Below are 23,398 nucleotides of genomic sequence, written 5' to 3' on the forward strand. Positions count from 1 at the left end.
TTCCGATCCGCCGCCACCAATAAGGCAGGAAACATATGGCTGAGAATTACGACCTCATTATCATCGGTTCCGGTCCCGGCGGTTACGTCGCTGCCGTGCGTGCCGGCCAGCTTGGCCTGAAAACCGCAATCGTCGAGCGCGAACATCTGGGCGGCATCTGCCTCAACTGGGGCTGCATACCCACAAAGGCGTTGCTTCGCTCTGCCGAAATTCTCGATCATTCCAATCATCTGAAGGATTACGGCCTCGTTCTCGAAGGCAAGGTGAGCGCGGATGTGAAGGCGGTCGTCGCTCGCTCGCGCGGCGTTTCCGCCCGTCTCAACCAAGGCGTCGGCTTCTTGATGAAGAAAAACAAGGTCGACGTCATCTGGGGCGAAGCCAAGATAACCAAGCCGGGCGAGATCGTCGTCGGCAAGGCGAGTAAGCCGGCCGTCGAGCCACAGCATCCGTTGCCGAAGAACGTCAAGGGTGAGGGCACCTACACCGCCAAGCACATCATCGTCGCGACCGGCGCCCGTCCGCGCGCGCTGCCGGGCATCGAGCCGGACGGCAAGCTGATCTGGACCTATTTCGAAGCGCTGAAGCCGGATTTCCTGCCGAAGTCGCTGCTGGTCATGGGCTCCGGCGCCATCGGCATCGAATTCGCAAGCTTCTATCGCTCGATGGGCGTCGACGTCACCGTCGTCGAAGTCATGCCGACCATCATGCCGGTCGAAGATGCCGAAATCTCGGGCATTGCTCGCAAGCAGCTTGAGAAGCGCGGCCTGAAGATTTTCACCAAGGCGAAGGTCACAAAGGTCGACAAGGCTGCCAACAGCATCACCGCCCATGTCGAAACCGAAGACGGCAAGGTTCAGCAGATCGTTGCCGATCGCATGATTTCGGCCGTCGGCGTCCAGGGCAACATCGAAAACCTTGGGCTCGAAGCGCTCGGCGTGAAGACCGATCGCGGCTGCGTCGTCATCGACGGCTACGGCAAGACCAATGTTGCGGGCATCTACGCGATCGGCGACGTTGCCGGCCCGCCGATGCTGGCCCACAAGGCTGAGCATGAGGGCGTCGTCTGCGTCGAGAAGATCGCCGGGCTGCCGAATGTTCATCCGACCGACAAGAGCAAGGTTCCGGGCTGCACCTATTGCCAGCCGCAGGTTGCTTCCGTCGGCCTGACCGAAGCCAAGGCCAAGGAACTCGGCCACGATATCCGCGTCGGCCGCTTCTCCTTCGTCGCCAACGGCAAGGCGATCGCGCTCGGCGAGGACCAGGGTCTCTGCAAGGTCATCTTCGACAAGAAGACCGGCGAGCTGCTGGGCGCGCATATGGTCGGCGCCGAGGTCACCGAGCTCATCCAGGGCTTCGTCGTCGCCATGAACCTGGAGACGACGGAAGAAGAGCTGATGCACACGATCTTCCCGCATCCGACCGTTTCGGAAACGATGAAGGAGGCGGTGCTCGACGCCTACGGCCGGGTGCTGAACGCTTGATAATTTCCTGCCTCGCCCTTTATCCGAAGGGTGGAAAACAGCAAAGGAAATCAACATGTCTATAGCTGCTCAAGGTTGGATCGTCTTTCTTCTCATTGGGCTGGTCGCGGGTTTTCTCGCGAGCCTGGTGGTCGGGGGCGGCGGGCTCATCGGTTGCCTGGTGAGCGGGGTGATCGGGGCCTTTGTCGGCGGCTTCCTGTTCCACTGGTTCGGGATTTCGCTGGGTATTGAAAATGCGCTTGTCGTGGAGATCATCCATGCCACGGTCGGCGCGATCATCGTGGTGCTCTTGGCGAGATTGATCGTCTAGGGCACCTTGGCAAAACGCAACACGGCGTCCGGCAGGATCATTCCGAGGAGCGCCTGATCGAGGGTTTGATGGAAAGCGTAGGTTGGCTGGGTCTGATCATCATCGGCGGTCTTGCTGGCTGGCTCGCGGGCAAGCTGATGGATGCGCGCTACGGCATCATCCTCAACATCATCCTCGGCATCGCCGGCTCGGTGGTGGCCGCGGCTTTGATGGTGGCCCTGCATGTCGGCGTGCCCGGCGGCCGCCTCGGTTTTTTTATCACCGGTTTCATCGGTGCATGCATTCTGATATTCCTCGCTAAATTCGCACGGCGATGAATGGGCCGCACTTAAGCGGCGGAAAGTAGACGTTTCATGGTCACGATTCTCGACACGATCAATCCGGAAGCCAAGCGCGTACGACACCCGGAGAAGGCGCATCGGCCGGATACGGAAGTCCTGCGCAAGCCGGACTGGATTCGCGTCAAGGCGCCGACATCGAAGGGCTATGCCGAAACCCGCTCGATCGTGAAGGAGCATAAGCTCGTCACTGTCTGCGAGGAAGCGGGCTGCCCGAACATCGGCGAATGTTGGGACAAGAAGCACGCCACCTTCATGATCATGGGCGAGATCTGCACACGCGCCTGCGCCTTCTGCAATGTCGCCACCGGCAAGCCGAACGCGCTCGACATGGCCGAGCCGGAAAATGTCGCCAAGGCCGTCAAGCAGATGGGCCTCAGCCACGTCGTCATCACGTCGGTCGACCGCGATGATCTTGCGGACGGCGGCGCCGAGCATTTCGAGAAGGTGATCTGGGCGATCCGCGCCGCTTCGCCCATGACGACGATCGAAATCCTGACGCCGGACTTCCTGAAGAAGCCGGGCGCGCTGGAGCGCGTTGTCGCCGCCAAGCCGGACGTTTTCAATCACAATATGGAAACCGTGGCAGGCAACTATCTGACGGTCCGTCCGGGCGCACGCTACTTCCATTCGATCCGACTGCTGCAGCGGGTCAAGGAACTGGATCCCACCATGTTCACCAAATCGGGCATCATGGTCGGCCTGGGCGAAGAGCGCAACGAAGTGCTGCAGCTGATGGACGACCTGCGTACCGCTGACGTCGACTTCCTGACCATCGGCCAGTATCTGCAGCCGACGCGCAAGCATCATCAGGTCATGAGCTTCGTCACGCCGGAAGAGTTCAAGTCCTACGAGACCGTGGCTTACACCAAGGGCTTCCTGATGGTCGCCTCCAGCCCGTTGACGCGCTCCTCCCACCATGCTGGCGACGATTTCGCCCGGCTGCGGGCTGCGCGCGAGAAGAAGGTTCTGCTAGCGGCGGAATAGGAGAACAGTCTCTCCGTCCTCAGGAGGGCGCAGAGATCTCAGGAATTTTTGGGTTCGAATAATTCGATCGCGTTGCCGGACGGGTCTTCGCACAGGATTTGTCGTCCGCCTGGTCCCTCTATGATGTCGTTGCGGAAATGAACACCATGTTCGCGCAGAGTGGAAACGAGCGCAGGCAATTCTCCTTGGATCTCAAGCACGAATCGGTTCCAGCCGCCCGGTTCAGGTTTGCGGCCATCCGGCATTGGCCGGGAAGCCGACGCCATCGGGCCTGCAAGCCACAATGTGAGGTCGTCCCGCGTCAGAATCGCCATTGCCGGTCCGAACTGTTGCTTTAGCGTAAAGCCGAAATGCTTCAGATAGAATGCCGCTGCCGTTTCGATATCCTCGACTATGTACCGCACCGTCGCCATTGCGCTGCTCCTCGATCTGGCTAAGGGATGCTACCACGGTTTTCGCGTGCTTCGCCATAAGATCGTCATCCGTTTGATTTAGGAAACATGCCCGCCGTTTGTTGCCGGTACCGGCACTTTCGATTCGATTGTGGAGCTGTACCGTGGAGCAGATCGTCGCGCCGCAGACGCATGTCCGTGCCGTTGATATCGAAGAGGCGACTGCGCTTATCAAAGAGGCGAACCGCATCCTTGTCATAGGCTGCTCCGGTACCGGCAAAAGCACGCTGGCGCAGGCGATCGCCTCGTTGCTCGGTCTGACCTACGTGTCCATGGACCGCGATATCTTCTGGCTGCCGGGTTGGAAGTCTCGCTCGCGTCCGGAAGCGATCTCGCGGATCGAGCAGGCGGTCGCCGGGCCGCGCTGGATCATGGATGGCAACAGCCCCGGAACCTTGCCGCTGCGGCTGCCGCGCACGGAGATCGCCCTGTGGCGCCGCCCTCCACGGTATGTTGCGCTATGGGACGTGTTTTCGCGCTGGCTGCGCTACAGGGGCAGCACTCGACCGGAGATGGCGGCTGGATGCCCGGAGCAACTGACGTGGACATTCCTGCGTTACATCTGGACTTTCGAGCGTAACGAAGTGCCGCAGTTTCAGGAAATGCTCGCGCTGCATGGCCGCCATGTGCCTGTTTTGACGCTGAAATCCTATCGCGACGGCGAGGAGCTGCTGGCACGTCTGCAAAGCAAGATCTGAAGTGGGTGGTATCATGGATCAGATGACGATGCCTGCGCTGCGCAACGAAATAGACGACCTCGCCCAGGCCGCCGATCGTATCCGCAGGGCGAACCGTATCCTGGTGATGGGTTGCTCCGGCGGCGGAAAATCGACGCTGTCGCTGCAGATCGCCGCCCGCTTCGGCCTCGCTTATGTCTCGATCGATCGCGATGTGCTGTGGTTGCCGGGCTGGAAGCAGCGCGACAAGGCCGAGCAGCGCGCGATCATCCTTTCCAAGATCGCGGGCGAGCGCTGGATCATGGACGGCACGAATCCCTCCACCTTCGACATACGCCTGCCGCGAACCGACTTCGTCATCTGGGTGCGGATGCCACGGCTGCTTTGCATCTGGGGTGCCGTCTCCCGCTGGGTCAAATGGATCGGCCGCACGCGCCCGGAAATGGCGCCCGGCTGCAGAGAGAAAATCGACTGGGAATTTCTGCGCTTCATCTGGACGTTTGAGGAAAAGTTTACGCCGCGCGTCGTCACCGGCCTTGTCGAACATGGCCCGGATGTACCGGTCCTTCAACTGATCAGCCGCCGGCAGATGCGCCGGCTTCTTGATCTGCTTGCGGCCTCTGTTTGACTGAGATCCCCTGCATTCCGGAGGTGAGAATATGAAGGTGCTAAGTGATCTCACCGAAGCTGCCGCACGGCTTAATGCGGCCGATCGGGTTCTCGTTATAGGATGCTCCGGTGGCGGTAAGTCGACCCTGTCGCAAACGATCTGTGAGCGCCTGAATCTGCCTTATGTCTCCATGGATCGTGACTTCTATTGGTTGCCGGGATGGATCAAACGCGCAAGAGCAGAGGAGCGCAGCCTGATCGCCGCCAAAGTCGCGGAGGAGCGCTGGCTGATGGATGGCAGCGGGCAATCCTCTTTCGATTTGCGACTGCCGCGCACGAATTTGATTCTGTGGGTGCGTATGCCGCGATGGCTCTGTCTCTGGGGCGCCCTCTCCAGAGCGGTCATGGGTTACGGCAGGACACGGCCGGAAATGGCGGAGGGTTGTCCGGAGCGGATCGATGGAGAATTCCTGCGTTATATCTGGAATTTCGAGAGGATGACCGTTCCGAAAATTCTTGCAGGCTTAGCTCAACACGGCCCCGATGTGCCTGTTTTACAGTTAAAATCCCGCGGCGAAATGCGTCAGCTTCTTGATCTTCTTGGCCGTCCTGCTTAATTGCCGATCATGCCTCAATTCGAAACCCATCGCCCCGTTCCGCATTCGCCTGACCAGATGTTCGACCTCGTCGCCGACGTCGAGCGCTATCCGGAATTCCTGCCGCTTTGCGACGGGCTTGTTGTTCGCAGCCGCAAGGAACGCGACGGTAAGGTGTTGCTGATCGCCGACATGACCGTTGGCTATAAGGCGATCCGCGAAACCTTCACCACGCAGGTGTTGCTGAACAAGCTCGAACGCGCCATCGATGTGAAATATATCGACGGCCCTTTCAAATATCTCGACAATCGCTGGCGCTTCGCGCCGTTGGAAAACGGCGGCTGCAGCATCGATTTCTTCATCGATTACGAGTTCAAGAGCCGCATTCTCGGCGCCTTGATGGGATCGATGTTCGATCGTGCATTTCGCATGTTCACGGATGCCTTCGAGACGCGCGCGAACAAGATCTACGCGTAAGGCCGGATTTCGGCGTCACCGATCGAGAGCGATCAGCATTTCCAGCGCCTTCTTCACGGTAGCAAGCCGCACCTTGTCGCGGCCGATATCGCCATAGCGCATCTCGTGGTGGATCAGCGCGCCGTTGCGCGCCTTGGCGGCAAGGTGGACGAGACCCACAGGCTTTTCCGCTGACCCGCCGCCGGGACCGGCTATACCGGTAACCGCGACTGCAAGATCCGCATGCGAGCGGAAGAGGGCGCCGTGCGCCATCTGCAGCGCCGTTTCCTTCGAGACGGCGCCGAAACGCGCAAGCGTCTGTTCCTGAACGCCGAGCATCTCCATCTTCGCCGCGTTGGTGTAGGTGACGAAACCACGGTCGACGACAGACGACGAGCCGGGGATTTCCGTCAATGCGCCGGCGATCAATCCACCGGTGCAGGATTCCGCCGTGGCGACCATTCGGCCCTTTGCCGTGAAGTCCGCGACGATGGTTTGCGCGAGCGCAAGTATGTCCTCCGGGAAATGCGTCACGCCTTGCCTCCGCGATAGACCACGGTTGCCGTTGCGATAGCGGCGATGCCTTCGCGGCGACCGACGAAGCCGATCCCTTCGTTTGTGGTCGCCTTCACCGAGCAGCGATCGAGGCTGATGCCCAGAAATTCGGAGAGCTTTGCGCGCATGGCGTCGCGATGCGGCCCGACCTTCGGCGCCTCGGCGATCAGCGAGACATCCGCGTTCATGATGGTTCCGCCGCGCTCGCGGACGATCTTCGCCGCATGCTCGATGAAGATGCGGGATGCCGCACCCTTCCATTGGGGATCGGAGGGCGGAAAGTGGTCGCCGATATCGCCTGCGCCGCAGGTCGCGAGCAAGGCATCCGTCAATGCATGCAGCGCGACGTCGGCGTCGGAATGTCCCTTCAGCGTCTGGTTGTGCGGAATGAAGATGCCGCAGAGCGTGACGCCGTCACCCGGCTCCAGCTGGTGCACGTCATAACCGTTGCCGGTGCGCACGTCGGGCAGAAGAGCGGCGGTGAGCTTCTCATCGGCCATGGCGATATCCCTTTTGATGGTCAGTTTGATATTGTCGGCACTGCCGGTCACGAGCGTGACAGGTAAACCGTTCCATTCGGCGATAGCGGCATCGTCGGTAAAATCGGTCCTGCCGTCGGCAGCCGCTTTTTCATGTGCGGCCAGAATATCGGCAAACCGGAAGGATTGCGGCGTCTGCGCGGCATGAAGTCCGGCGCGAGGCACCGTTTCCACGACCAGCGCATGTCCATCTGCCCGCTTCAGCGTGTCCGTGACAGGCATTGCGGGCAGAACTGCCGGCGCCCCGGCCGCAAGGGCCTCGGCAACGCGATCCAGCAGATCGTGGTCGAAGAAGGGGCGCACGGCATCATGGATCATCACATGCGTCACGCCGCTCCCCTGCAACTGCCGTAATCCCGCGAGCACCGATTGCTGCCGCGTCGCGCCGCCGAAAGCGATCTCGACGTCGGGCGAGCCGGCCACCTGCTTCAGCGCCGACCGCAGCAGGCTCTCATCGTCGTGGTGGATGACGATGACGATCTTCGCCGCCTGCGGCCATGTCACGAATCTTTCAAGCGTATGCGCAATAACCGCTCTGCCGCCGATCGCGCGATATTGCTTGGGACCTTCGCCAGGCGACCCCGCCCGTTCGCCGCGTCCGGCGGCAACGATCACGATTCCCACCGACAGCGGTTGCGTTGAATGCATTTGCGTCATAAACCCCCGAGGAATAAAAGGCTCCGTCTCCAGCATGCTTCTGAAAAGCGTAGAGCTTTCTTTTGAACAAGCACATGCTAAATAGATCGCCAAAGCGGGATCTCGCTCCAGCAGGGTCTATCGTCTTGAATGGGTATTTTCCAGCATTTGCCCAAAAAATATCGGGCCTCTCCGAAACCTCTTGGCAAACTTCTCAAGCCTGTCTAAAAATAGTGCAGATGTATGGTGTGCCCGAAAGATAATCATTTGCTTTCATCCGAGCTTGCAACTTCGTTTTCCATCGGCCCGGTGTCTATCCGCAATCGCGTCGTCCTTGCGCCGATGTCGGGCGTGACCGATCTGCCTTTCCGGCAGCTGGCTTTGCGCTATGGGGCGGGCCTTGTCGTGACCGAGATGGTGGCTAGCCGCGAGCTGGTGCAGGACACGGCCGAATCCTGGGCACGACTGAAGAGCGCCGGGCTGAAGCCGCATATGGTGCAGCTTGCCGGCCGCGAGGCTCACTGGATGGCGGAGGCGGCCAGGATCGCTGCCGGCAACGGTGCCGATATCATCGATATCAACATGGGCTGTCCGGCCAAGAAGGTCATCGGCGGCTATTCCGGCTCGGCACTGATGCGCGATCCCGATCACGCGCTCAGCCTGATCGAGGCGACGGTGGGCGCGGTTGATATTCCCGTCACGCTGAAGATGCGGCTCGGCTGGGACGAGAATTCCATCAACGCGCCATTGATCGCGCGCCGTGCCGAAGAGGCAGGCATTCAGCTCGTGACCATCCATGGCCGCACGCGCATGCAGTTCTACGAGGGCAGGGCGGATTGGGATGCGATCCGCGCCGTGCGTGACGTCGTCTCCATTCCGCTGGTCGCCAATGGCGATGTCGAGACACCGGAGGATGCGCGGGAAATCCTGCGCCGGTCCGGCGCCGATGCCGTCATGATCGGTCGCGGTTGCCAGGGTCGCCCCTGGCATGCGGGCGTTCTGGCCGGTCATCGCGCGCCGGGACGCCATGAGATCGTCGAGATCGCCCTGGAGCATTATCAGATGATGCTGGATTTCTATGGCGAGGCTGTCGGCATCCGTCATGCCCGCAAGCATCTGGCCTGGTATCTGGATCGCCATGCTCCGGCGACCACCGGCGCCGACAAGGCGAAAATCATGACTTCGAAAGATAGCCGCGAGGTAGCCGCATCATTCCATGCGGCATTGCAGGCCGGGGCGGATCTCGCCCCATGCGTCCAGGAGGCGGCATGACTTCAAAATCCAGCTCCGGGACCGGGGAGAGCGCGGGCAATTCCGTCGCCATGGCCGTTCTCAATGCGATCCAGAACCCGGTCGTCATGGTCGACGAGGCGGGTCTCATCGCTTTCGCCAACTGGGAGGCAGAAGTCTTCTTCGGCGCCAGCGCCTCGCATCTGTCGCGCTACAAGATCTCGACCTTCATTCCGTTCGGCAGTCCGCTGCTGGCACTAATCGACCAGGTGCGCGAGCGCCGCGCGCCCGTCAACGAATATCGCGTCGATCTCAGCTCGCCGCGTCTAGGGCAGGACAAGCTGGTGGACCTCTACGTCGCGCCGATTTCCAGCGAGCCCGGCTCCGTGGTGGTGGTGTTCCAGGAACGCTCGATGGCAGACAAGATCGACCGGCAATTGACGCATCGCGCCGCCGCCCGCTCGGTCACCGGCCTTGCCTCCATGCTGGCGCATGAAATCAAGAACCCGCTGTCTGGTATTCGCGGCGCTGCGCAGCTGCTCGAGCAATCCGTCGAGGACGACGATCGTGCGCTGACGCGCCTCATCTGCGACGAAACCGACCGTATCGTGTCGCTGGTCGACCGCATGGAGGTTTTTTCCGATGAGCGGCCGATCGATCGCGTGCCCGTCAATATCCATTCCGTCCTCGATCATGTGAAGGCGGTCGCCAAGGCCGGTTTTGCCCGCAACATCAAACTGTCGGAGAATTATGATCCGTCACTGCCGGCGGTTTTCGCAAACAGGGACCAGCTCGTGCAGGTCTTCCTCAATCTGGTGAAGAATGCCGCGGAGGCGGTCGGCGACCGGCCGGATGGCGAGATCATGCTGACGACGGCCTATCGTCCGGGCATTCGCCTTTCCGTCGCCGGCACCCGTGAAAAGATCTCGCTGCCGCTCGAATTCTGCGTGATCGACAATGGTCCCGGCGTGCCGGCCGATCTCGTGCCGCATCTTTTCGATCCGTTCATCACGACCAAAACCAACGGTACCGGCCTCGGTCTGGCGCTGGTCGCCAAGATCATCGGCGACCATGGCGGCATCGTCGAATGCGACAGCCAGAACCATCGCACTACTTTCCGCGTTTTGATGCCGGCCTCCAAAGGCATCACGCTTGAAGACGCCCCCTTTCCGAACTCTACAGGGACTACTCGATGACAGCCACGATCCTTGTCGCCGATGACGATGCGGCCATCCGTACCGTGCTCAACCAGGCTTTGAGCCGCGCGGGTTACGACGTACGCATCACGTCCAACGCCGCCACGCTCTGGCGCTGGGTTTCCGCCGGCGAAGGCGACCTCGTTGTAACCGACGTCGTCATGCCCGACGAAAATGCGTTCGACCTTTTGCCGCGCATCAAGAAGGCGAGACCGGATTTGCCTGTTCTGGTTATGAGCGCGCAGAACACCTTCATGACGGCGATCAAGGCGTCGGAGAAGGGCGCTTATGATTATCTGCCGAAGCCGTTCGACCTCACGGAGTTGATCGCGATCGTCGGCCGTGCCCTGTCCGAGCCCAAGCGCAAGCCGGCGAAGCTCGAGGACGACATGCAGGACGGTATGCCGCTTGTCGGCCGCTCGGCTGCCATGCAGGAAATCTATCGCGTGCTGGCGCGCCTGATGCAGACCGACCTGACGCTGATGATCACCGGCGAATCCGGCACCGGCAAGGAGCTGGTGGCGCGCGCCCTGCACGACTACGGCAAGCGTCGCAACGGTCCCTTCGTTGCCATCAACATGGCGGCGATCCCGCGCGACCTCATCGAGTCGGAACTGTTCGGCCATGAGAAGGGCGCCTTTACCGGCGCACAGACCCGCTCGACGGGGCGCTTCGAGCAGGCCGAGGGCGGTACGCTGTTTCTCGATGAAATCGGCGATATGCCGATGGACGCGCAGACGCGTCTTCTGCGCGTATTGCAGCAGGGCGAATATACGACCGTCGGCGGCCGCACGCCGATCCGCACCGACGTTCGCATCGTTGCCGCCACCAACAAGGATCTGAAGCAGGCGATCAATCAGGGCATGTTCCGTGAGGATCTCTATTATCGCCTCAACGTCGTGCCCTTGCGCCTGCCGCCGCTGCGCGACCGTGCGGAAGATATTCCCGATCTGGTGCGTCATTTCATTCAGCAGGCCGAGAAGGAGGGGCTCGGCTCCAAGCGTTTCGATCAGGAAGCGCTGGAACTGATGAAGGCCTATCCCTGGCCAGGCAACGTCCGCGAGCTGGAAAACCTCATCCGCCGGCTGATGGCGCTTTATCCGCAGGATGTCATCACACGCGAGATCATCGATGCCGAATTGCGCGCCGACGTTCCCGACAGCCCGATCGAGAAGGGCCCTGTCCGCAGCGGCAGCATGACCATTGCCCAGGCGGTCGAGGAAAACATGCGGAGCTATTTCTCAAGCTTCGGCGACAATCTCCCGCCTCCCGGCCTCTACGACCGTGTTCTGACCGAAATGGAGTACCCGCTGATCCTTGCGGCCTTGACCGCCACGCGTGGCAATCAGATCAAGGCCGCCGATCTTTTGGGGCTGAACCGCAATACGCTGCGCAAAAAGATCAGGGAACTGGGTGTTTCCGTCTACAGAAGCTCCCGCACGGCTTGACAACGTGATCGGATGCGTTGCATTTTCGCCACAATGCGTTGCTTAAAGGTCACGCAGCAGATTCGTCTTTTTCGCGATGGCGATTCGTCCGGCTTACAGCCATAAATCGGCAGTTGGCCTGATTTTTCAGCCTATTGCAGAGATGAATTCAAGTAAAGATTTCGCTTTTAGGCGAAACCGGACGACAGCTGCCGCCTTGCCTGTCACTCACGCTGATGCCGAAAATGGCGGCAGCGTGAATTGAGCAGGGCGCCGACCGTCGCTCGGGCGTGGAGATGATGGGAATGATGCAGGACGCGGTGTCGCCGACGGCGAGCGACGAGGCGGTTGTCAGAGTGACGGACCGTCGTGCTTCCTTCGCTCTACCTGGCCTGATCTTGGCCGGCGGCGCGCTGCTGTGCGCGATTGCGACCCTGTTGATGCTTCTCGGACTGACGCCGGTAGCCCCAACCTCGTCCGTCGTCTTTACGTCGGTTGTAATCAACGGCATGTTCGTTCTTGGGTTGATGGCGCTGATTGCGCGGGAGGTTGCGCGACTGGTAAAGGCGCGCAGCCGCGGTCGTGCCGCGGCTCGCCTCCATATTCGTATCGTAGCCCTCTTTTCGATCGTCGCGATCACGCCGGCCATTCTCGTCGCCATCGTGGCCAGTTTGACGCTCAACGTCGGCCTCGACCGCTGGTTCGGGGTGCGCACCCAGCAGATCATCAGCTCGTCGCAGAGTGTGGCGCAAGCCTATCTGATGGAAAATGCGAGCTATCTGCAGGGGCAGACCGTCTCGATGGCGAATGACCTGGAGCGTAACCGTTCGCTCTATAGTCTGGATCGCACCGGCTTCGCCGATCTGATGACCCGTCAGGCAAGAGGCCGCGGCCTGCTCGGCGCCTTCCTCGTGCGTCGTGACGGCAGCGCCATCGTTCAGGCCGAAATCAAGACCGAGCGTCCGCTGCCGGCAATTCCGAAGGATGCGCTCGATGCGTCCGCCAATGGCCAACCGACGCTTATTCCGCCCGGTGTCACCAACCTCGTCGGCGCGGTCATCAAGCTCGATGAGATTCCCGGCTCGTTCCTTTATACCGTGCGGGCCGTCGATCCGCGCGTCATGAACGCGATGCGCATGGTGGAAGACAACACGGCCGAATACAAGGCGATGGAAGAGGGGCGCATGTCCCTGCAGATCGCCTTTGCCGTTCTCTACATCGGCTTTGCTCTGATCGTGCTTCTGGCTGCGATCTGGACTGCCATTGCGATCGCCGACCGTATCGTGCGGCCGATCCGCCTCCTGATCAGCGCCGCTGACAATGTTGCTTCAGGCAACATGAATGTCTTGGTTCCGGTGCGTTCGGCCGATGGCGACGTCGGCAGCCTGTCGCGCACCTTCAACAAGATGATCTCGGAAATTCGCACCCAGCGCGACGAGATCCTCGAGGCGAAAGACGAGGTGGATGACCGCCGCCGCTTTATCGAGGCGGTGCTTTCGGGCGTGACGGCGGCCGTGATCGGCGTCGAGCATGACCGCCGTATCACCATCGTCAATACTTCTGCCGAAGATCTGATGACGCTGACGAGCGATGAACTGGTCGGCAAGAGCCTGGTAGAAATTGCCCCGGAGGTCGATCAGGTCGTGACAGAGGCGACGATGCGTCATCGCAGTGACTTCCGCAAGCAGATCAGCCTCGTGAGGGGCGGGACGGTGCGCACGCTGAGCGTCCAGGTGACGCGAGAGGAATCGCGCGACGCGAATGAATCCTATGTCATTACGCTCGACGACATCACCGATCTGGTCATAGCGCAACGCTCGACCGCCTGGGCTGACGTGGCGCGCCGCATTGCCCACGAGATCAAGAACCCGCTGACGCCGATCCAGCTCTCAGCCGAGCGCATTCGCCGCCGTTTCGGCAAGAATATCGCCGAGGCCGATCGTCCGGTTTTTGATCAGTGCACGGATACGATCATTCGCCAGGTCGGCGATATCGGCCGCATGGTCGACGAGTTCTCTTCCTTTGCCCGCATGCCCAAGCCGACGATGGAGCCGAGCGACCTGCGTGACGTTCTGCGCGATGCGGTGTTCCTGCGCGAGATGGGCAATAGCCACGTCAAATTCGAGCGTGAATTGGGCGATGAGCGGCTGGAAGGCATGTTCGATACGCGAATGCTCGGCCAGGCCTTCGGCAATCTCATCAAGAACGCCGTTGAAGCGATCGAAGGCTTGCCGAGCGACGAAGCGCGCGCGCAACCGAAGATCCTGGTGCGTGCCTCTCTGGATCCGGAGCGCGATCGCTTTACCGTCGATGTCATCGACAATGGCCGCGGCCTGCCGGTGGAGAACCGGCACAGCATTCTCGAACCGTATATGACGATGCGTGAGAAGGGTACCGGCCTTGGGCTCGCGATCGTCAAGAAGATCATTGAAGACCATGGCGGGCAGATCGAACTCCACGACGCTCCCGCCGAATTCGACCAGGGCAAAGGGGCCATGATCCGCGTGCATCTGCCACGCCGTGAGCAGGCCGCCGTTGCCCAGACAGCAAGTGACAAGGAAAGTGTTTATGGCATCTGATATTCTCGTAGTCGACGACGAGGAAGATATTCGCGAAATCGTTTCGGGAATTCTTTCGGATGAGGGCCACGAAACCCGCACCGCGCATGATAGCGACAGTGCGCTCGCGGCGATCTCCGATCGAGCGCCGCGACTGATCTTCCTCGATATTTGGATGCAGGGCAGCAAGCTCGACGGTCTGGCATTGCTGGATGAGATCAAGGCGCGCCATCCCGATCTGCCCATCGTCATGATCTCCGGCCACGGTAATATCGAGACGGCCGTATCAGCCATCAAGCGAGGCGCGTTCGACTTCATCGAAAAGCCGTTCAAGGCCGATCGCCTGATCCTGATCGCGGAACGCGCGCTGGAAAACTCCAAGCTGAAGCGCGAAGTCACGGAGCTGAAGCGCCGCACAGGCGACGCTGTGGAGCTCATCGGCACCTCGGTCGCCGTCTCGCAGCTTCGCCAGACCATCGATAAGGTGGCGCCGACCAACAGCCGCGTCATGATCTTCGGCCCCTCCGGTTCCGGCAAGGAACTGGTGGCCCGCATGATCCACAAGAAGTCGGCACGCTCCGGCGGTCCTTTCGTGGCGCTGAACGCAGCGACGATCACGCCGGAGCGGATGGAAATCGCCCTCTTCGGCACGGAAGGCTCTCCGGGGCAGGCGCGCAAGATCGGCGCTCTGGAAGAGGCGCATCGGGGCATCCTCTATCTCGATGAAGTCGGCGAAATGCCGCGCGAGACGCAGAACAAGATCCTGCGCGTGCTGGTCGATCAGCAGTTCGAGCGCGTTGGCGGCTCGAAGCGGGTCAAGGTGGATGTGCGCATCATCTCGTCCACCGCCTATAATCTCGAAAGCCGCATCGCCGAGGGCCTGTTCCGCGAAGACCTTTATCATCGCCTGGCTGTCGTGCCGGTGCGTGTTCCGGCACTTGCCGAGCGGCGTGAGGATATACCCTTCCTCGTCGATCAGCTGATGCGGCAGATTTCCGAACAGGCCGGCATCCGCACGCGGCGGATCGGTGATGATGCGATGGCCGTGCTGCAGGCGCATGATTGGCCGGGCAACATCCGCCAGCTGCGCAACAATATCGAGCGGTTGATGATTCTGGCGCGCACCGACGGGGCGGATACGCCGATCACCGCCGAAATGCTGCCGACCGATCTCGGCGACATGCTGCCGAAGGTATCCGCCAAGAACGACTATCACATCATGACGCTGCCGCTGCGCGAGGCCCGCGAGATGTTCGAGCGCGACTACCTGATCGCGCAGATCAACCGTTTCGGCGGCAATATCTCGCGCACGGCGGAATTCGTCGGCATGGAGCGCTCTGCGCTGCATCGCAAGCTGAAATCGCTGGGTGTGTGATCCCTGGCGCAACGCTCCAATAGTCCGGAATTCTTATGCCAAGAATAGCTTATGTGAACGGTCGGTACGTCCCGCACAGCGATGCCATGGTGCATATCGAGGATCGCGGCTATCAGTTCGCTGATGGAGTCTATGAAGTTTGTGAGGTTCGTCATGGCCTGATCGTCGATCTGACGCGCCATCTCGATCGCCTCAACCGCTCGCTGGGTGAGCTGCGCATCGCCTGGCCCATGGCGCGAGCGGCGCTGATCCTCGTGATTCGCGAGACCTTGCGTCGTAACCACGTCCGCAACGGCCTGTTCTATCTGCAGATCACGCGCGGCGTTGCCCGGCGCGATCATGTCTTTCCGGCCGACGGCACACCGTCTTCGATCGTCGTCACCGCCAAGAGTACCGACCAATCCCTCATCGCCAAGAAGAATGCCAACGGCATCAAGGCGATTACCGTCCGTGACAATCGCTGGGACCGGGTTGATATCAAGTCGGTCGGCCTGTTACCGAACGCGCTGGCCCGTCAGCAGGCCAAGGAGGCCGGTGCGCAGGAGGCGATCTATATCGACCATAACGGCATGGTGAAGGAGGGTGCGGCCACCAACGTCTGGATCGTCGATCACGACGGGAATCTCGTGACGCGCCCAGCCGAGCACGGCATTCTGCGAGGCATCACCCGCACGACCCTGATGGATGTCGCGGCCAAGCTCGGAGTGACGATCGTCGAGCGTTTCTTCTCGGTTGAGGAGATGATGGCGGCGCGCGAAGTGTTTATCACGGCGGCCACAAGCATCTGTTTTCCGGTCGTTTCGATCGATGGGGAAACGATTGCCAACGGCCATCCGGGCAGCATGTCACAGAAAATTCGTGAAGCCTTTTTCGACGTTGCGGAAAAGACTGTGATTTGATACCAACATTCGCTGGGAGGAGAAAATGAGGGTATCTCCTATCCGGGATCTCTGTATATCATGACATTTCACCGACTTAGGTCGGCAAAAAAGAAAGAAGCGGCGCGATGGCGGAACGTTCTCAAAACTTGCAGGACTTATTTCTCAATACTGTTCGCAAGCAAAAGATCTCACTCACAATTTTCTTGATTAACGGCGTGAAGCTGACAGGTGTCGTTACCTCATTCGACAATTTCTGTGTCCTGCTCCGCCGTGATGGCCATTCGCAGCTCGTCTACAAGCATGCGATCTCGACGATCATGCCGGGTCAGCCGATGCAGATGTTCGAGAGCGAAGAAGCCGCATCCTAACTGGGATTTGCCACTATCACGACACGCGATACCAAAAACGATTCCCTCATTCCGGAGTCCGTAAAGCACCGGGATGATATGCGGGCTGTCGTGGTCGTGCCTGTGCTGAAGCAGGCTCGCGCGTCGCGCTCTGCTCAGGCTGACGGCGCCATCTCGGTCTCACGTCCGTCCGAAAGCCGGTTGGAAGAGGCCAAAGGCCTCGCCCTGGCGATCGATCTCGACGTGGTCAACGGTTCCATCGTCCCGATCAACGATCCCAGGCCCGCGACACTGCTTGGCACGGGCAAGATCGAGGAGATCCTCGCGCTGCTCGATGAATTCAATGCCGGACTTGTCATCGTCGATCATCCGCTGACACCGGTGCAGCAGCGCAATCTCGAAAAGGCATGGAACGCCAAGGTCATCGACCGTACCGGCCTCATCCTCGAAATCTTCGGCCGCCGTGCCTCCACCAAGGAAGGCACGCTGCAGGTCGAACTTGCACATTTGAACTATCAGAAGGGTAGACTCGTCCGGAGCTGGACCCACCTTGAACGCCAGCGCGGTGGTGCAGGCTTCATGGGCGGTCCCGGCGAAACCCAGATCGAAGCCGACCGGCGCATGCTGCAGGAGCGGATCATCCGGCTCGAGCGCGAGCTGGAGCAGGTAGTGCGCACCCGCCAGCTACATCGCGCCAAGCGCCGGAAGGTGCCGCATCCGATCGTCGCTTTGGTCGGTTACACCAATGCCGGCAAGTCGACGCTGTTCAACCGCATCACCGGTGCCGGCGTGCTGGCCGAGGACATGCTGTTTGCGACGCTCGATCCGACGCTGCGCCGCATGAAGCTTCCGCATGGCCGCACCGTCATTCTCTCCGACACCGTCGGCTTCATCTCCGACCTGCCGACCCACCTGGTGGCGGCTTTCCGCGCGACGCTGGAAGAGGTGCTGGAAGCCGATCTGATCCTGCATGTGCGCGATCTCTCGGATGACGACAATCAGGTCCAGAGTGCCGATGTGATGCGGATCCTTGGCGATCTCGGTATCGGCGAGGCCGAAGGCGCCGAGCGCATCCTCGAGGTCTGGAACAAGATCGATCGCCTGGAGCCGGAGGCGCATGATGCCATCGTGCAGAAGGCATCCACCGCCGAAAACGTCATTGCCGTGTCGGCAAAAAGCGGCGAGGGCGTCGATCGCCTGATGGACGAGATCAGCCGCCGCCTTTCCGGCGTGCTGACGGAGGCGACGATCACGCTTCCGGTGGAAAGGTTGGCTCTGCTGCCCTGGCTCTACAATCACGCGATAGTCGATAACCGCGAGGACAATGAGGACGGCACCGTGACGCTCGACGTCCGCCTCACCGAGTCCGAAGCAGTGGAGTTGGAGCGGCGCATGGGCAATGGACCGAAGCCGCAACGCGAGGATTGGGAATAGGCTAGAGCGGTTACGCGTTTCACGGAATCGCCTGACCGCTCTATGCTATTGTTTTTATGCAATTCCGAACGGAAAACCGCTACGCACTTTTCCTGGAATTGCTCTAGGTTACGCCCGTTCCACGCCGCCCAGCTGTCGTTCGATAGCTTTTGCCGCCTGCCAGATCTCTTCCATTCGCTCCAGCGAGGCGCCTTCCAGCGTCTCGCCTTCGGCCGCAAGCGTCGTCTCTATATGATGGAAACGGCGGCGGAACTTGGTGTTCGTTCCGCGCAGGGCCTGTTCCGGATCGGTTTTCACATGCCGGCCGATATTGACGACGGCAAAAATCAGGTCGCCGAGTTCGTCGCTCACCTTGGCCTTGTCACCGCTTGCAAGTGCCGCCCGCAACTCACCGATCTCCTCCTCGATCTTGTCGAGGATCGGTTCCGGGGCCGACCAGTCGAATCCGACATGGGCGGCGCGCTCCTGCAATTTCAGAGCTTCCGTCAGGGCAGGGAAAGTCCGCTGCACCGAGCCCAGGAGTCCGGCCTTGAAATCCTCGGTGATGCCGGCTCGGGCGCGGCGTTCGGCGCGCTCGCGCTTCTCTTCCGCCTTGATCCGATCCCATTGCAAAGTGACTGCGTCCTCCGTATTGGCATCGGACACTGCGAAGACATGCGGATGGCGGCGGATCATTTTGCGGGTGATGGCATGCACGACATCGCCGAAGGCGAATGCGCCTGCTTCTTCAGCCATGCGGGCGTGGAAGACGACCTGCAGCAACAGGTCGCCGAGCTCATCACAGAGATCGTCCATATCCTTGCGCTCGATCGCATCGGCAACCTCAAAGGCTTCCTCGATCGTGTAGGGCTTGATGGTTTCGAAGGTCTGGACGATATCCCAGGGGCAGCCGCTTTCGGGATTTCGCAATGCCGCCATGACTTCGATCAGGCTGCTTATGTCTCGCGACGCTTCCATCGTGGTCTCGGGTCCTGTTGGGATTAATTGAGGGGAATGTCGTTATCGCTCTTGGAAGCCTGATAATTGTCGGACAATCCGGCATAGGCTTGCTTGATGCGCGCCGTCTGTTCCTTGAGCTGTGCCTTTCGGGGTTCCGCTTCCGTCTCGACCAGGTCGGCAATGGCAAAGCTGTTCCAGAAGGCGTTGTGCCTGTTATACCCGCCCGGCTCCAGACCGAAGACCTCCTTGAGGATCTTCAGGTCATGCGGGATCGCGAAGGCGTCTCGGGAATCCTCGTGGCTGAAGAAGTAGTAGTAATTGTCGAAGCCGGCCCAGGTGATCGCCGACATGCACATGGTGCAGGGCTCATGGGTCGACAGGAAGATCAGCTCCTTGGTCGCAGGCTTCTCGCCGAGTTCGTAGAAGCGCTTGAGGGCGTGAACTTCGCCATGCCAGAGCGGATTTTCCAGTTCGTTATTCGTCTCGGCGATGACAAGCGAAAGGTCGGATTTGCGCAGGATGGCCGCGCCGAAGACCTTGTTGCCGGCCGCCACGCCCTTCCGCGTCAGCGGCAGGATATCGTGCTCGACGACGTCGAGAAGGCGGGCTGCAATGGTGTTATCCGACAAGGAGACGCTCCGAAAAATTTCGTCCAGTCTAGCGGGATTGCCGATCCGGCGGAATGCGCAAATGACGTATGGACAGGGTTTGCCACAGGCAATAAAACTACCGCAGGCGCCGATCAATCATAAAAGTCTATAGATTTCCTGTATTTATCGTGAATTTCTCGTCTGGTGAGTTTTGCTCAAATCCCTGTCATGTCGAGCAAAAGAATACGGACTCGCCAAGGCATTAGAATTTCTGTTTCTTCAATCTCTTGGCCGCAAGGGCGATATTCGGCAAATCTCGAAGTGGAATGACGATGCCTCCCAGGACTGAACAGCTTTCGGTGTTTCCCGCCTTCTTCCGCGTGGAAGGAAGGACTGCGTCCGTTTTCGGCAACGGGGACGAAGCTTTCGCCAAGGTCCGGCTTCTGATGAACACCCAGGCGAAGATCGTCGCCTATGCGCAGACGCCCGAGGCCGACTATCATTCCTTCCTGATTGCCAACCGTATCGCGACTGTGCGCGGCGAGTTTTCGGCCGAGCAGGTGAAGGGTGCAACCCTCGTTTTTGCCGCGACCGGCGATGCTGAGGCCGATCGTGCCATTGTCGACGCCGCCCGCGCCGAAAGAATTCCGGCAAACGCTGTCGATCAGCCCGATTACTGCGATTTCTATACGCCGGCGCTTGTCAACCGGGCTCCGGTCGCCGTCGCCATCGGCACGGAAGGTGCCGGTCCGGTGCTGGCACAGATGATCCGCGCGCAGATCGATCAGATACTGTCGCCCTCGCTCGGCAAGCTTGCGGAACTGGCAACGCGTTACCGCAAGCCGGTCGACCGCCTCGTGCCGCGCGGCGTCGCGCGCCGTGTCTTCTGGCGGCGCTTCTTTTCCGGCTCCGTTGCCGATGCCGTCAATGCCGGTCATGTCAAGCAGGCCGAGCGGGCCGCTGACAGCCTGCTGCAGTCTTCGCGGGAAGTCGAAGGTCGTGTGTGGCTGGTCGGCGCAGGCCCGGGCGCCGAAGACCTGCTGACACTGCGTGCGCAGCGCGTGATGATGGAAGCCGACGTCATCGTCTACGACGCCCTCGTGCCGCAGGCGATCGTCGATATGGGCCGCCGCGATGCCGAGCGCCTATCCGTCGGCAAGCGCAAGGGCTGCCACACCAAATCCCAGGAAGAGATCAACGACCTGCTGGTGCAGCTTGGCCGCGAAGGCAAGCGCGTCGTGCGGCTGAAATCCGGCGATCCCCTGGTTTATGGCCGCGCCGGCGAGGAAATGGCCGCGTTGCGCGCCGCCGGTATCGGCTATGAGATCGTTCCAGGCATCACCTCTGCCTTTGCCGCGGCCGCCGATTTCGAGTTGCCGCTGACGCTGCGCGGCGTTGCCTCGTCGCTGGTCTTCACGACGGGCCACGATCTTACCGGCGATGTCCTCCCGGACTGGGCGAGCCTCGCCATCTCCGGCGCGACCATCGCCGTCTATATGGGCCGCACGGTTGCTGCCTCCGTTGCTGGCCGCCTGATGGAGGCTGGGCTTCCGGCAGACACCACCGTCGCCGTCATCGAGAATGCGAGCCGCCGCGACCGCCGCCTGATGCACGGCACCTTGAAGGATCTGCCTGACCTCGAGCATCGCGATGAACTGAGCGGTCCGGTCATGGTCATCATCGGCGAGGCCGTCGCCGGTGCGAATTTCGAACAATCCGAGCCGCTGGTCCGCCGTGAGACCGCTGTTCAAGACTATGCGAGGAGCTGATTCATGGTCGACAAGGTTCTGACCGCAAACCGGCTCACCGATGGCGTTGCCGTTTGGCTGAACGCAAATGGTGAGTGGGTGACATCGTTGCAGGAGGCGCTGGTCGCGCGCCATGCCGAAGCGGAAGCGGCACTTGAAGCCATCGGCAAGCAAGCCTATGCCGACAACAAGGTCGTCGACGTCAATCTGATCGATGTTCAGGAAACCGGCGGCAAGCTCTGGCCGCTGCGTCTGCGCGAGCGTATTCGCGCCGAAGGCCCCACCATGGAGTACGCGCCCGGCTATGCCGCCGCCGATCCGGAATTCATTGCAGTCTGAGGAAGTCCCGAGGAAATCATGTATCGTTACGACGAATTTGACCACGCCTTTGTCGCGGAGCGCGTTGCACAGTTCCGCGATCAGGTGGAGCGGCGCCTTGCGGGCGAGCTCTCGGAGGATGCCTTCAAGCCGCTGCGTCTGATGAACGGCGTCTATCTGCAGCTGCATGCCTATATGCTGCGCATCGCCATTCCCTATGGCACGCTGAGCTCGCGCCAGATGCGCATGCTCGCCCATATCGCGCGCACCTATGACCGTGGCTACGGCCACTTCACCACGCGCCAGAACCTGCAGTTCAACTGGCCGAAGCTCTCGGACATGCCCGGCGTGCTTGCCGAACTTGCTTCCGTCGAGATGCATGCCATCCAGACCTCGGGCAATTGCATTCGCAACGTCACGGCGGATCATTTCGCTGGCGCCGCGGCTGACGAAGTCGCCGATCCGCGCCCTTATGCAGAAATCCTGCGCCAATGGTCATCCGTGCATCCGGAATTCTCCTTCCTGCCGCGCAAGTTCAAGATCGCCGTCACCGGCGCCGAGCGCGACCGTGCCGCGATCCAGGTGCATGACATCGGTCTGCACCTGAAGAAGAACGACAAGGGCGAGATCGGCTTTGCCGTCTATGTCGGCGGCGGGCAGGGCCGTACCCCGATGGTTGCCAAGCTGATCCGCGACTTCCTGCCGGAAGAGGACCTGCTGTCCTACACGACCGCGATCATGCGCGTCTACAATCTGCACGGCCGCCGCGACAACAAGTACAAGGCGCGCATCAAGATCCTCGTGCACGAGACCGGCGCCGAGGAACTGGCGCGTCAGGTCGAGGTCGAGTTCGACAAGCTTAGGGATACCGAGCTGAAGCTGCCGGAAGCGGACGTTCAGGCGATATCGGCCTACTTCGCGCCGCCGGCACTGTCGGAAAGGGCCGAAGGCTGGGAAAGCCTCGCCCGCTGGAAGAAGACCGATCCGGACTTTGCCCGCTGGGTGCAGCAGAACGTGCAGCCGCACAAGAACCCCGACTACGGCATGGTGACGATTTCGCTGAAGCCGATCGGCGGTATTCCGGGCGATGCCTCGGATGCGCAGATGGATGCGGTGGCCGACATCGCCGAGGAATACGCTTTCGACGAAATCCGCGTCAGCCATGAGCAAAACCTCATCCTGCCGCATGTGGCCTTGGCCGATCTCGAAGCGGTTTATCGCGGTCTGGTCGCTGTAGGCCTGGAAACTGCGAATGCCGGCCTGATCACCGATATCATTGCCTGTCCCGGCCTCGACTATTGCGCGCTCGCCAATGCCCGCTCGATCCCGGTTGCGCAGGAGATCTCCACGCGCTTCGGTTCGGCCGAGCGCCAGGCCGAGATCGGTGAGCTGAAGATCAAGATTTCCGGCTGCATCAATGCGTGCGGCCATCACCATGTCGGCCATATCGGCCTGCTTGGCGTGGAGAAGAAGGGTGCGGAACTCTACCAGATCACGCTCGGCGGCTCCGGTGACGAACATACCTCGATCGGCGAGATCATCGGCCGCGGCTTCGAGCCCGACAAGGTGACCGATGCCATCGAAACCATCGTCGACACCTATATCGGCTTGCGCCTTGATCCCACAGAGATTTTCCTCGATGCCTACCGGCGCGTCGGACCGCAGCCCTTCAAGGAAGCGCTTTATGGCTCGTCCTCGGCTGCAGCCGAAGCGGCGTAA

The 23,398-nt window shown here is 60.8% G+C and carries 24 protein-coding genes; 19 read left to right on the forward strand and 5 right to left on the reverse strand.

Annotated features, from left to right (window positions below):
* Nucleotides 1-35 precede the first annotated feature (35 nt).
* The 4 genes from lpdA to lipA all read left to right on the forward strand — a co-directional run bounded on the left by lpdA (nucleotide 36) and on the right by lipA (nucleotide 3,116).
* Nucleotides 36-1,481: a dihydrolipoyl dehydrogenase gene (gene lpdA, locus FHT29_RS12415; protein WP_037201960.1), complete on the forward strand. Its 1,446-nt coding sequence runs from the start codon at nucleotides 36-38 to the stop codon at nucleotides 1,479-1,481.
* Nucleotides 1,482-1,536: 55 nt separating this feature from the next.
* On the forward strand, nucleotides 1,537-1,791 hold the full coding sequence (locus FHT29_RS12420; RefSeq protein ID WP_034480636.1) for a GlsB/YeaQ/YmgE family stress response membrane protein: 255 nt from the start codon (nucleotides 1,537-1,539) through the stop codon (nucleotides 1,789-1,791).
* Between the two features lie 68 nt (nucleotides 1,792-1,859).
* On the forward strand, nucleotides 1,860-2,108 hold the full coding sequence (locus FHT29_RS12425; protein WP_037201967.1) for a GlsB/YeaQ/YmgE family stress response membrane protein: 249 nt from the start codon (nucleotides 1,860-1,862) through the stop codon (nucleotides 2,106-2,108).
* Between the two features lie 36 nt (nucleotides 2,109-2,144).
* Complete coding sequence (gene lipA, locus FHT29_RS12430) at nucleotides 2,145-3,116, forward strand: lipoyl synthase (RefSeq protein ID WP_037201970.1); 972 nt, start codon at nucleotides 2,145-2,147, stop codon at nucleotides 3,114-3,116.
* Nucleotides 3,117-3,154: 38 nt separating this feature from the next.
* Here the strand turns inward: lipA and FHT29_RS12435 are convergent, their stop codons facing one another.
* A complete protein-coding gene (locus tag FHT29_RS12435; protein WP_168599712.1) occupies nucleotides 3,155-3,529 on the reverse strand; it encodes a VOC family protein in 375 nt (124 codons plus the stop codon).
* Between the two features lie 143 nt (nucleotides 3,530-3,672).
* Here FHT29_RS12435 and FHT29_RS12440 point away from each other — a divergent pair, with 143 nt between their 5' ends.
* From FHT29_RS12440 to FHT29_RS12455, 4 genes are read left to right on the forward strand one after another with little or no spacing between them, the layout of a single operon-like run.
* Nucleotides 3,673-4,266, forward strand: coding sequence for an ATPase AAA (locus FHT29_RS12440; RefSeq protein ID WP_037201975.1), 594 nt, complete (start codon nucleotides 3,673-3,675; stop codon nucleotides 4,264-4,266).
* Between the two features lie 13 nt (nucleotides 4,267-4,279).
* Nucleotides 4,280-4,873, forward strand: coding sequence for an ATPase AAA (locus tag FHT29_RS12445; protein WP_037201977.1), 594 nt, complete (start codon nucleotides 4,280-4,282; stop codon nucleotides 4,871-4,873).
* 31 nt (nucleotides 4,874-4,904) lie between these two features.
* Nucleotides 4,905-5,471 carry an ATPase AAA gene (locus tag FHT29_RS12450; RefSeq protein ID WP_047557703.1) on the forward strand — a complete coding sequence of 189 codons (567 nt, stop codon included), beginning with the start codon at nucleotides 4,905-4,907 and terminating at the stop codon, nucleotides 5,469-5,471.
* A 9-nt stretch (nucleotides 5,472-5,480) separates the two neighbouring features.
* Entirely contained in the window at nucleotides 5,481-5,927 is a 447-nt protein-coding gene (locus tag FHT29_RS12455) for a type II toxin-antitoxin system RatA family toxin (RefSeq protein WP_034505627.1), read from the forward strand.
* 15 nt (nucleotides 5,928-5,942) lie between these two features.
* On the opposite strand, the gene FHT29_RS12460 is transcribed toward FHT29_RS12455, so the two are convergent.
* Both FHT29_RS12460 and FHT29_RS12465 read right to left on the reverse strand, forming a co-directional pair.
* Nucleotides 5,943-6,440, reverse strand: coding sequence for a CinA family protein (locus FHT29_RS12460; RefSeq protein WP_037201981.1), 498 nt, complete (start codon nucleotides 6,438-6,440; stop codon nucleotides 5,943-5,945).
* Nucleotides 6,437-7,657, reverse strand: coding sequence for a bifunctional 2-C-methyl-D-erythritol 4-phosphate cytidylyltransferase/2-C-methyl-D-erythritol 2,4-cyclodiphosphate synthase (locus FHT29_RS12465; RefSeq protein ID WP_037201983.1), 1,221 nt, complete (start codon nucleotides 7,655-7,657; stop codon nucleotides 6,437-6,439). The genes FHT29_RS12460 and FHT29_RS12465 overlap by 4 nt, the downstream gene beginning before the upstream one ends.
* A gap of 222 nt (nucleotides 7,658-7,879) precedes the next feature.
* On the opposite strand from FHT29_RS12465, the gene dusB reads away from it, so the two are divergent.
* The 8 genes from dusB to hflX all read left to right on the forward strand — a co-directional run bounded on the left by dusB (nucleotide 7,880) and on the right by hflX (nucleotide 18,084).
* Nucleotides 7,880-8,908: a tRNA dihydrouridine synthase DusB gene (dusB, locus tag FHT29_RS12470; RefSeq protein ID WP_047557701.1), complete on the forward strand. Its 1,029-nt coding sequence runs from the start codon at nucleotides 7,880-7,882 to the stop codon at nucleotides 8,906-8,908.
* Nucleotides 8,905-10,062, forward strand: coding sequence for a nitrogen regulation protein NR(II) (locus FHT29_RS12475; protein WP_037201988.1), 1,158 nt, complete (start codon nucleotides 8,905-8,907; stop codon nucleotides 10,060-10,062). Before dusB ends, FHT29_RS12475 begins: the two co-directional genes overlap by 4 nt.
* Complete coding sequence (gene ntrC / locus FHT29_RS12480; protein ID WP_037201990.1) at nucleotides 10,059-11,510, forward strand: nitrogen regulation protein NR(I); 1,452 nt, start codon at nucleotides 10,059-10,061, stop codon at nucleotides 11,508-11,510. Before FHT29_RS12475 ends, ntrC begins: the two co-directional genes overlap by 4 nt.
* Before the next feature lie 284 nt (nucleotides 11,511-11,794).
* Nucleotides 11,795-14,068 (forward strand): PAS domain-containing sensor histidine kinase, encoded by a 2,274-nt coding sequence (locus tag FHT29_RS12485; RefSeq protein ID WP_037201992.1) that lies wholly within the window; start codon nucleotides 11,795-11,797, stop codon nucleotides 14,066-14,068.
* Nucleotides 14,058-15,422: a sigma-54 dependent transcriptional regulator gene (locus FHT29_RS12490; protein ID WP_037201994.1), complete on the forward strand. Its 1,365-nt coding sequence runs from the start codon at nucleotides 14,058-14,060 to the stop codon at nucleotides 15,420-15,422. The genes FHT29_RS12485 and FHT29_RS12490 overlap by 11 nt, the downstream gene beginning before the upstream one ends.
* A 35-nt stretch (nucleotides 15,423-15,457) precedes the next feature.
* Nucleotides 15,458-16,321, forward strand: coding sequence for a D-amino-acid transaminase (locus FHT29_RS12495; protein WP_047557694.1), 864 nt, complete (start codon nucleotides 15,458-15,460; stop codon nucleotides 16,319-16,321).
* 107 nt (nucleotides 16,322-16,428) lie between these two features.
* Nucleotides 16,429-16,671 (forward strand): RNA chaperone Hfq, encoded by a 243-nt coding sequence (gene hfq / locus FHT29_RS12500; RefSeq protein WP_003539403.1) that lies wholly within the window; start codon nucleotides 16,429-16,431, stop codon nucleotides 16,669-16,671.
* Between the two features lie 78 nt (nucleotides 16,672-16,749).
* On the forward strand, nucleotides 16,750-18,084 hold the full coding sequence (hflX, locus tag FHT29_RS12505) for a GTPase HflX (RefSeq protein WP_037201999.1): 1,335 nt from the start codon (nucleotides 16,750-16,752) through the stop codon (nucleotides 18,082-18,084).
* A 108-nt stretch (nucleotides 18,085-18,192) separates the two neighbouring features.
* Here the strand turns inward: hflX and mazG are convergent, their stop codons facing one another.
* Together mazG and FHT29_RS12515 are read right to left on the reverse strand one after the other, a co-directional pair.
* Nucleotides 18,193-19,041 carry a nucleoside triphosphate pyrophosphohydrolase gene (gene mazG, locus FHT29_RS12510; RefSeq protein WP_047557692.1) on the reverse strand — a complete coding sequence of 283 codons (849 nt, stop codon included), beginning with the start codon at nucleotides 19,039-19,041 and terminating at the stop codon, nucleotides 18,193-18,195.
* A gap of 23 nt (nucleotides 19,042-19,064) precedes the next feature.
* The gene (locus FHT29_RS12515) at nucleotides 19,065-19,652 is read right to left on the reverse strand and encodes a nucleoside deaminase (RefSeq protein ID WP_047557685.1); all 588 of its coding nucleotides are present in this window, start codon (nucleotides 19,650-19,652) and stop codon (nucleotides 19,065-19,067) included.
* 287 nt (nucleotides 19,653-19,939) lie between these two features.
* Here FHT29_RS12515 and cysG point away from each other — a divergent pair, with 287 nt between their 5' ends.
* The 3 genes from cysG to FHT29_RS12530 are packed head-to-tail and all read left to right on the forward strand — an operon-like array spanning nucleotide 19,940 to nucleotide 23,398.
* Nucleotides 19,940-21,382 (forward strand): siroheme synthase CysG, encoded by a 1,443-nt coding sequence (gene cysG / locus FHT29_RS12520; protein WP_246703027.1) that lies wholly within the window; start codon nucleotides 19,940-19,942, stop codon nucleotides 21,380-21,382.
* 3 nt (nucleotides 21,383-21,385) lie between these two features.
* Nucleotides 21,386-21,700, forward strand: a complete 315-nt coding sequence (locus tag FHT29_RS12525) for a DUF2849 domain-containing protein (RefSeq protein ID WP_034505099.1) — start codon at nucleotides 21,386-21,388, stop codon at nucleotides 21,698-21,700.
* A gap of 18 nt (nucleotides 21,701-21,718) precedes the next feature.
* A complete protein-coding gene (locus FHT29_RS12530; RefSeq protein WP_168599713.1) occupies nucleotides 21,719-23,398 on the forward strand; it encodes a nitrite/sulfite reductase in 1,680 nt (559 codons plus the stop codon).

It is taken from the genome of Rhizobium sp. SG741 (genome assembly GCF_012275435.1).
Taxonomy (GTDB): Bacteria; Pseudomonadota; Alphaproteobacteria; order Rhizobiales; family Rhizobiaceae; genus Rhizobium; species Rhizobium lusitanum.

Coding starts and splice junctions, on each gene's coding strand:
- FHT29_RS12530 (WP_168599713.1), top strand. CDS start 21,719: ATGTATCGTTACGACGAATTTGACCACGCCTTTGTCGCGGAGCGCGTT.
- FHT29_RS12425 (WP_037201967.1), top strand. CDS start 1,860: ATGGAAAGCGTAGGTTGGCTGGGTCTGATCATCATCGGCGGTCTTGCT.
- FHT29_RS12525 (WP_034505099.1), top strand. CDS start 21,386: ATGGTCGACAAGGTTCTGACCGCAAACCGGCTCACCGATGGCGTTGCC.
- hflX (WP_037201999.1), top strand. CDS start 16,750: ATGCGGGCTGTCGTGGTCGTGCCTGTGCTGAAGCAGGCTCGCGCGTCG.
- FHT29_RS12445 (WP_037201977.1), top strand. CDS start 4,280: ATGGATCAGATGACGATGCCTGCGCTGCGCAACGAAATAGACGACCTC.
- FHT29_RS12475 (WP_037201988.1), top strand. CDS start 8,905: ATGACTTCAAAATCCAGCTCCGGGACCGGGGAGAGCGCGGGCAATTCC.
- lipA (WP_037201970.1), top strand. CDS start 2,145: ATGGTCACGATTCTCGACACGATCAATCCGGAAGCCAAGCGCGTACGA.
- FHT29_RS12450 (WP_047557703.1), top strand. CDS start 4,905: ATGAAGGTGCTAAGTGATCTCACCGAAGCTGCCGCACGGCTTAATGCG.
- FHT29_RS12420 (WP_034480636.1), top strand. CDS start 1,537: ATGTCTATAGCTGCTCAAGGTTGGATCGTCTTTCTTCTCATTGGGCTG.
- dusB (WP_047557701.1), top strand. CDS start 7,880: ATGGTGTGCCCGAAAGATAATCATTTGCTTTCATCCGAGCTTGCAACT.
- FHT29_RS12435 (WP_168599712.1), bottom strand. CDS start 3,529: ATGGCGACGGTGCGGTACATAGTCGAGGATATCGAAACGGCAGCGGCA.
- FHT29_RS12455 (WP_034505627.1), top strand. CDS start 5,481: ATGCCTCAATTCGAAACCCATCGCCCCGTTCCGCATTCGCCTGACCAG.
- mazG (WP_047557692.1), bottom strand. CDS start 19,041: ATGGAAGCGTCGCGAGACATAAGCAGCCTGATCGAAGTCATGGCGGCA.
- ntrC (WP_037201990.1), top strand. CDS start 10,059: ATGACAGCCACGATCCTTGTCGCCGATGACGATGCGGCCATCCGTACC.
- cysG (WP_246703027.1), top strand. CDS start 19,940: ATGACGATGCCTCCCAGGACTGAACAGCTTTCGGTGTTTCCCGCCTTC.
- FHT29_RS12485 (WP_037201992.1), top strand. CDS start 11,795: ATGATGCAGGACGCGGTGTCGCCGACGGCGAGCGACGAGGCGGTTGTC.
- FHT29_RS12490 (WP_037201994.1), top strand. CDS start 14,058: ATGGCATCTGATATTCTCGTAGTCGACGACGAGGAAGATATTCGCGAA.
- FHT29_RS12465 (WP_037201983.1), bottom strand. CDS start 7,657: ATGACGCAAATGCATTCAACGCAACCGCTGTCGGTGGGAATCGTGATC.
- lpdA (WP_037201960.1), top strand. CDS start 36: ATGGCTGAGAATTACGACCTCATTATCATCGGTTCCGGTCCCGGCGGT.
- FHT29_RS12495 (WP_047557694.1), top strand. CDS start 15,458: ATGCCAAGAATAGCTTATGTGAACGGTCGGTACGTCCCGCACAGCGAT.
- hfq (WP_003539403.1), top strand. CDS start 16,429: ATGGCGGAACGTTCTCAAAACTTGCAGGACTTATTTCTCAATACTGTT.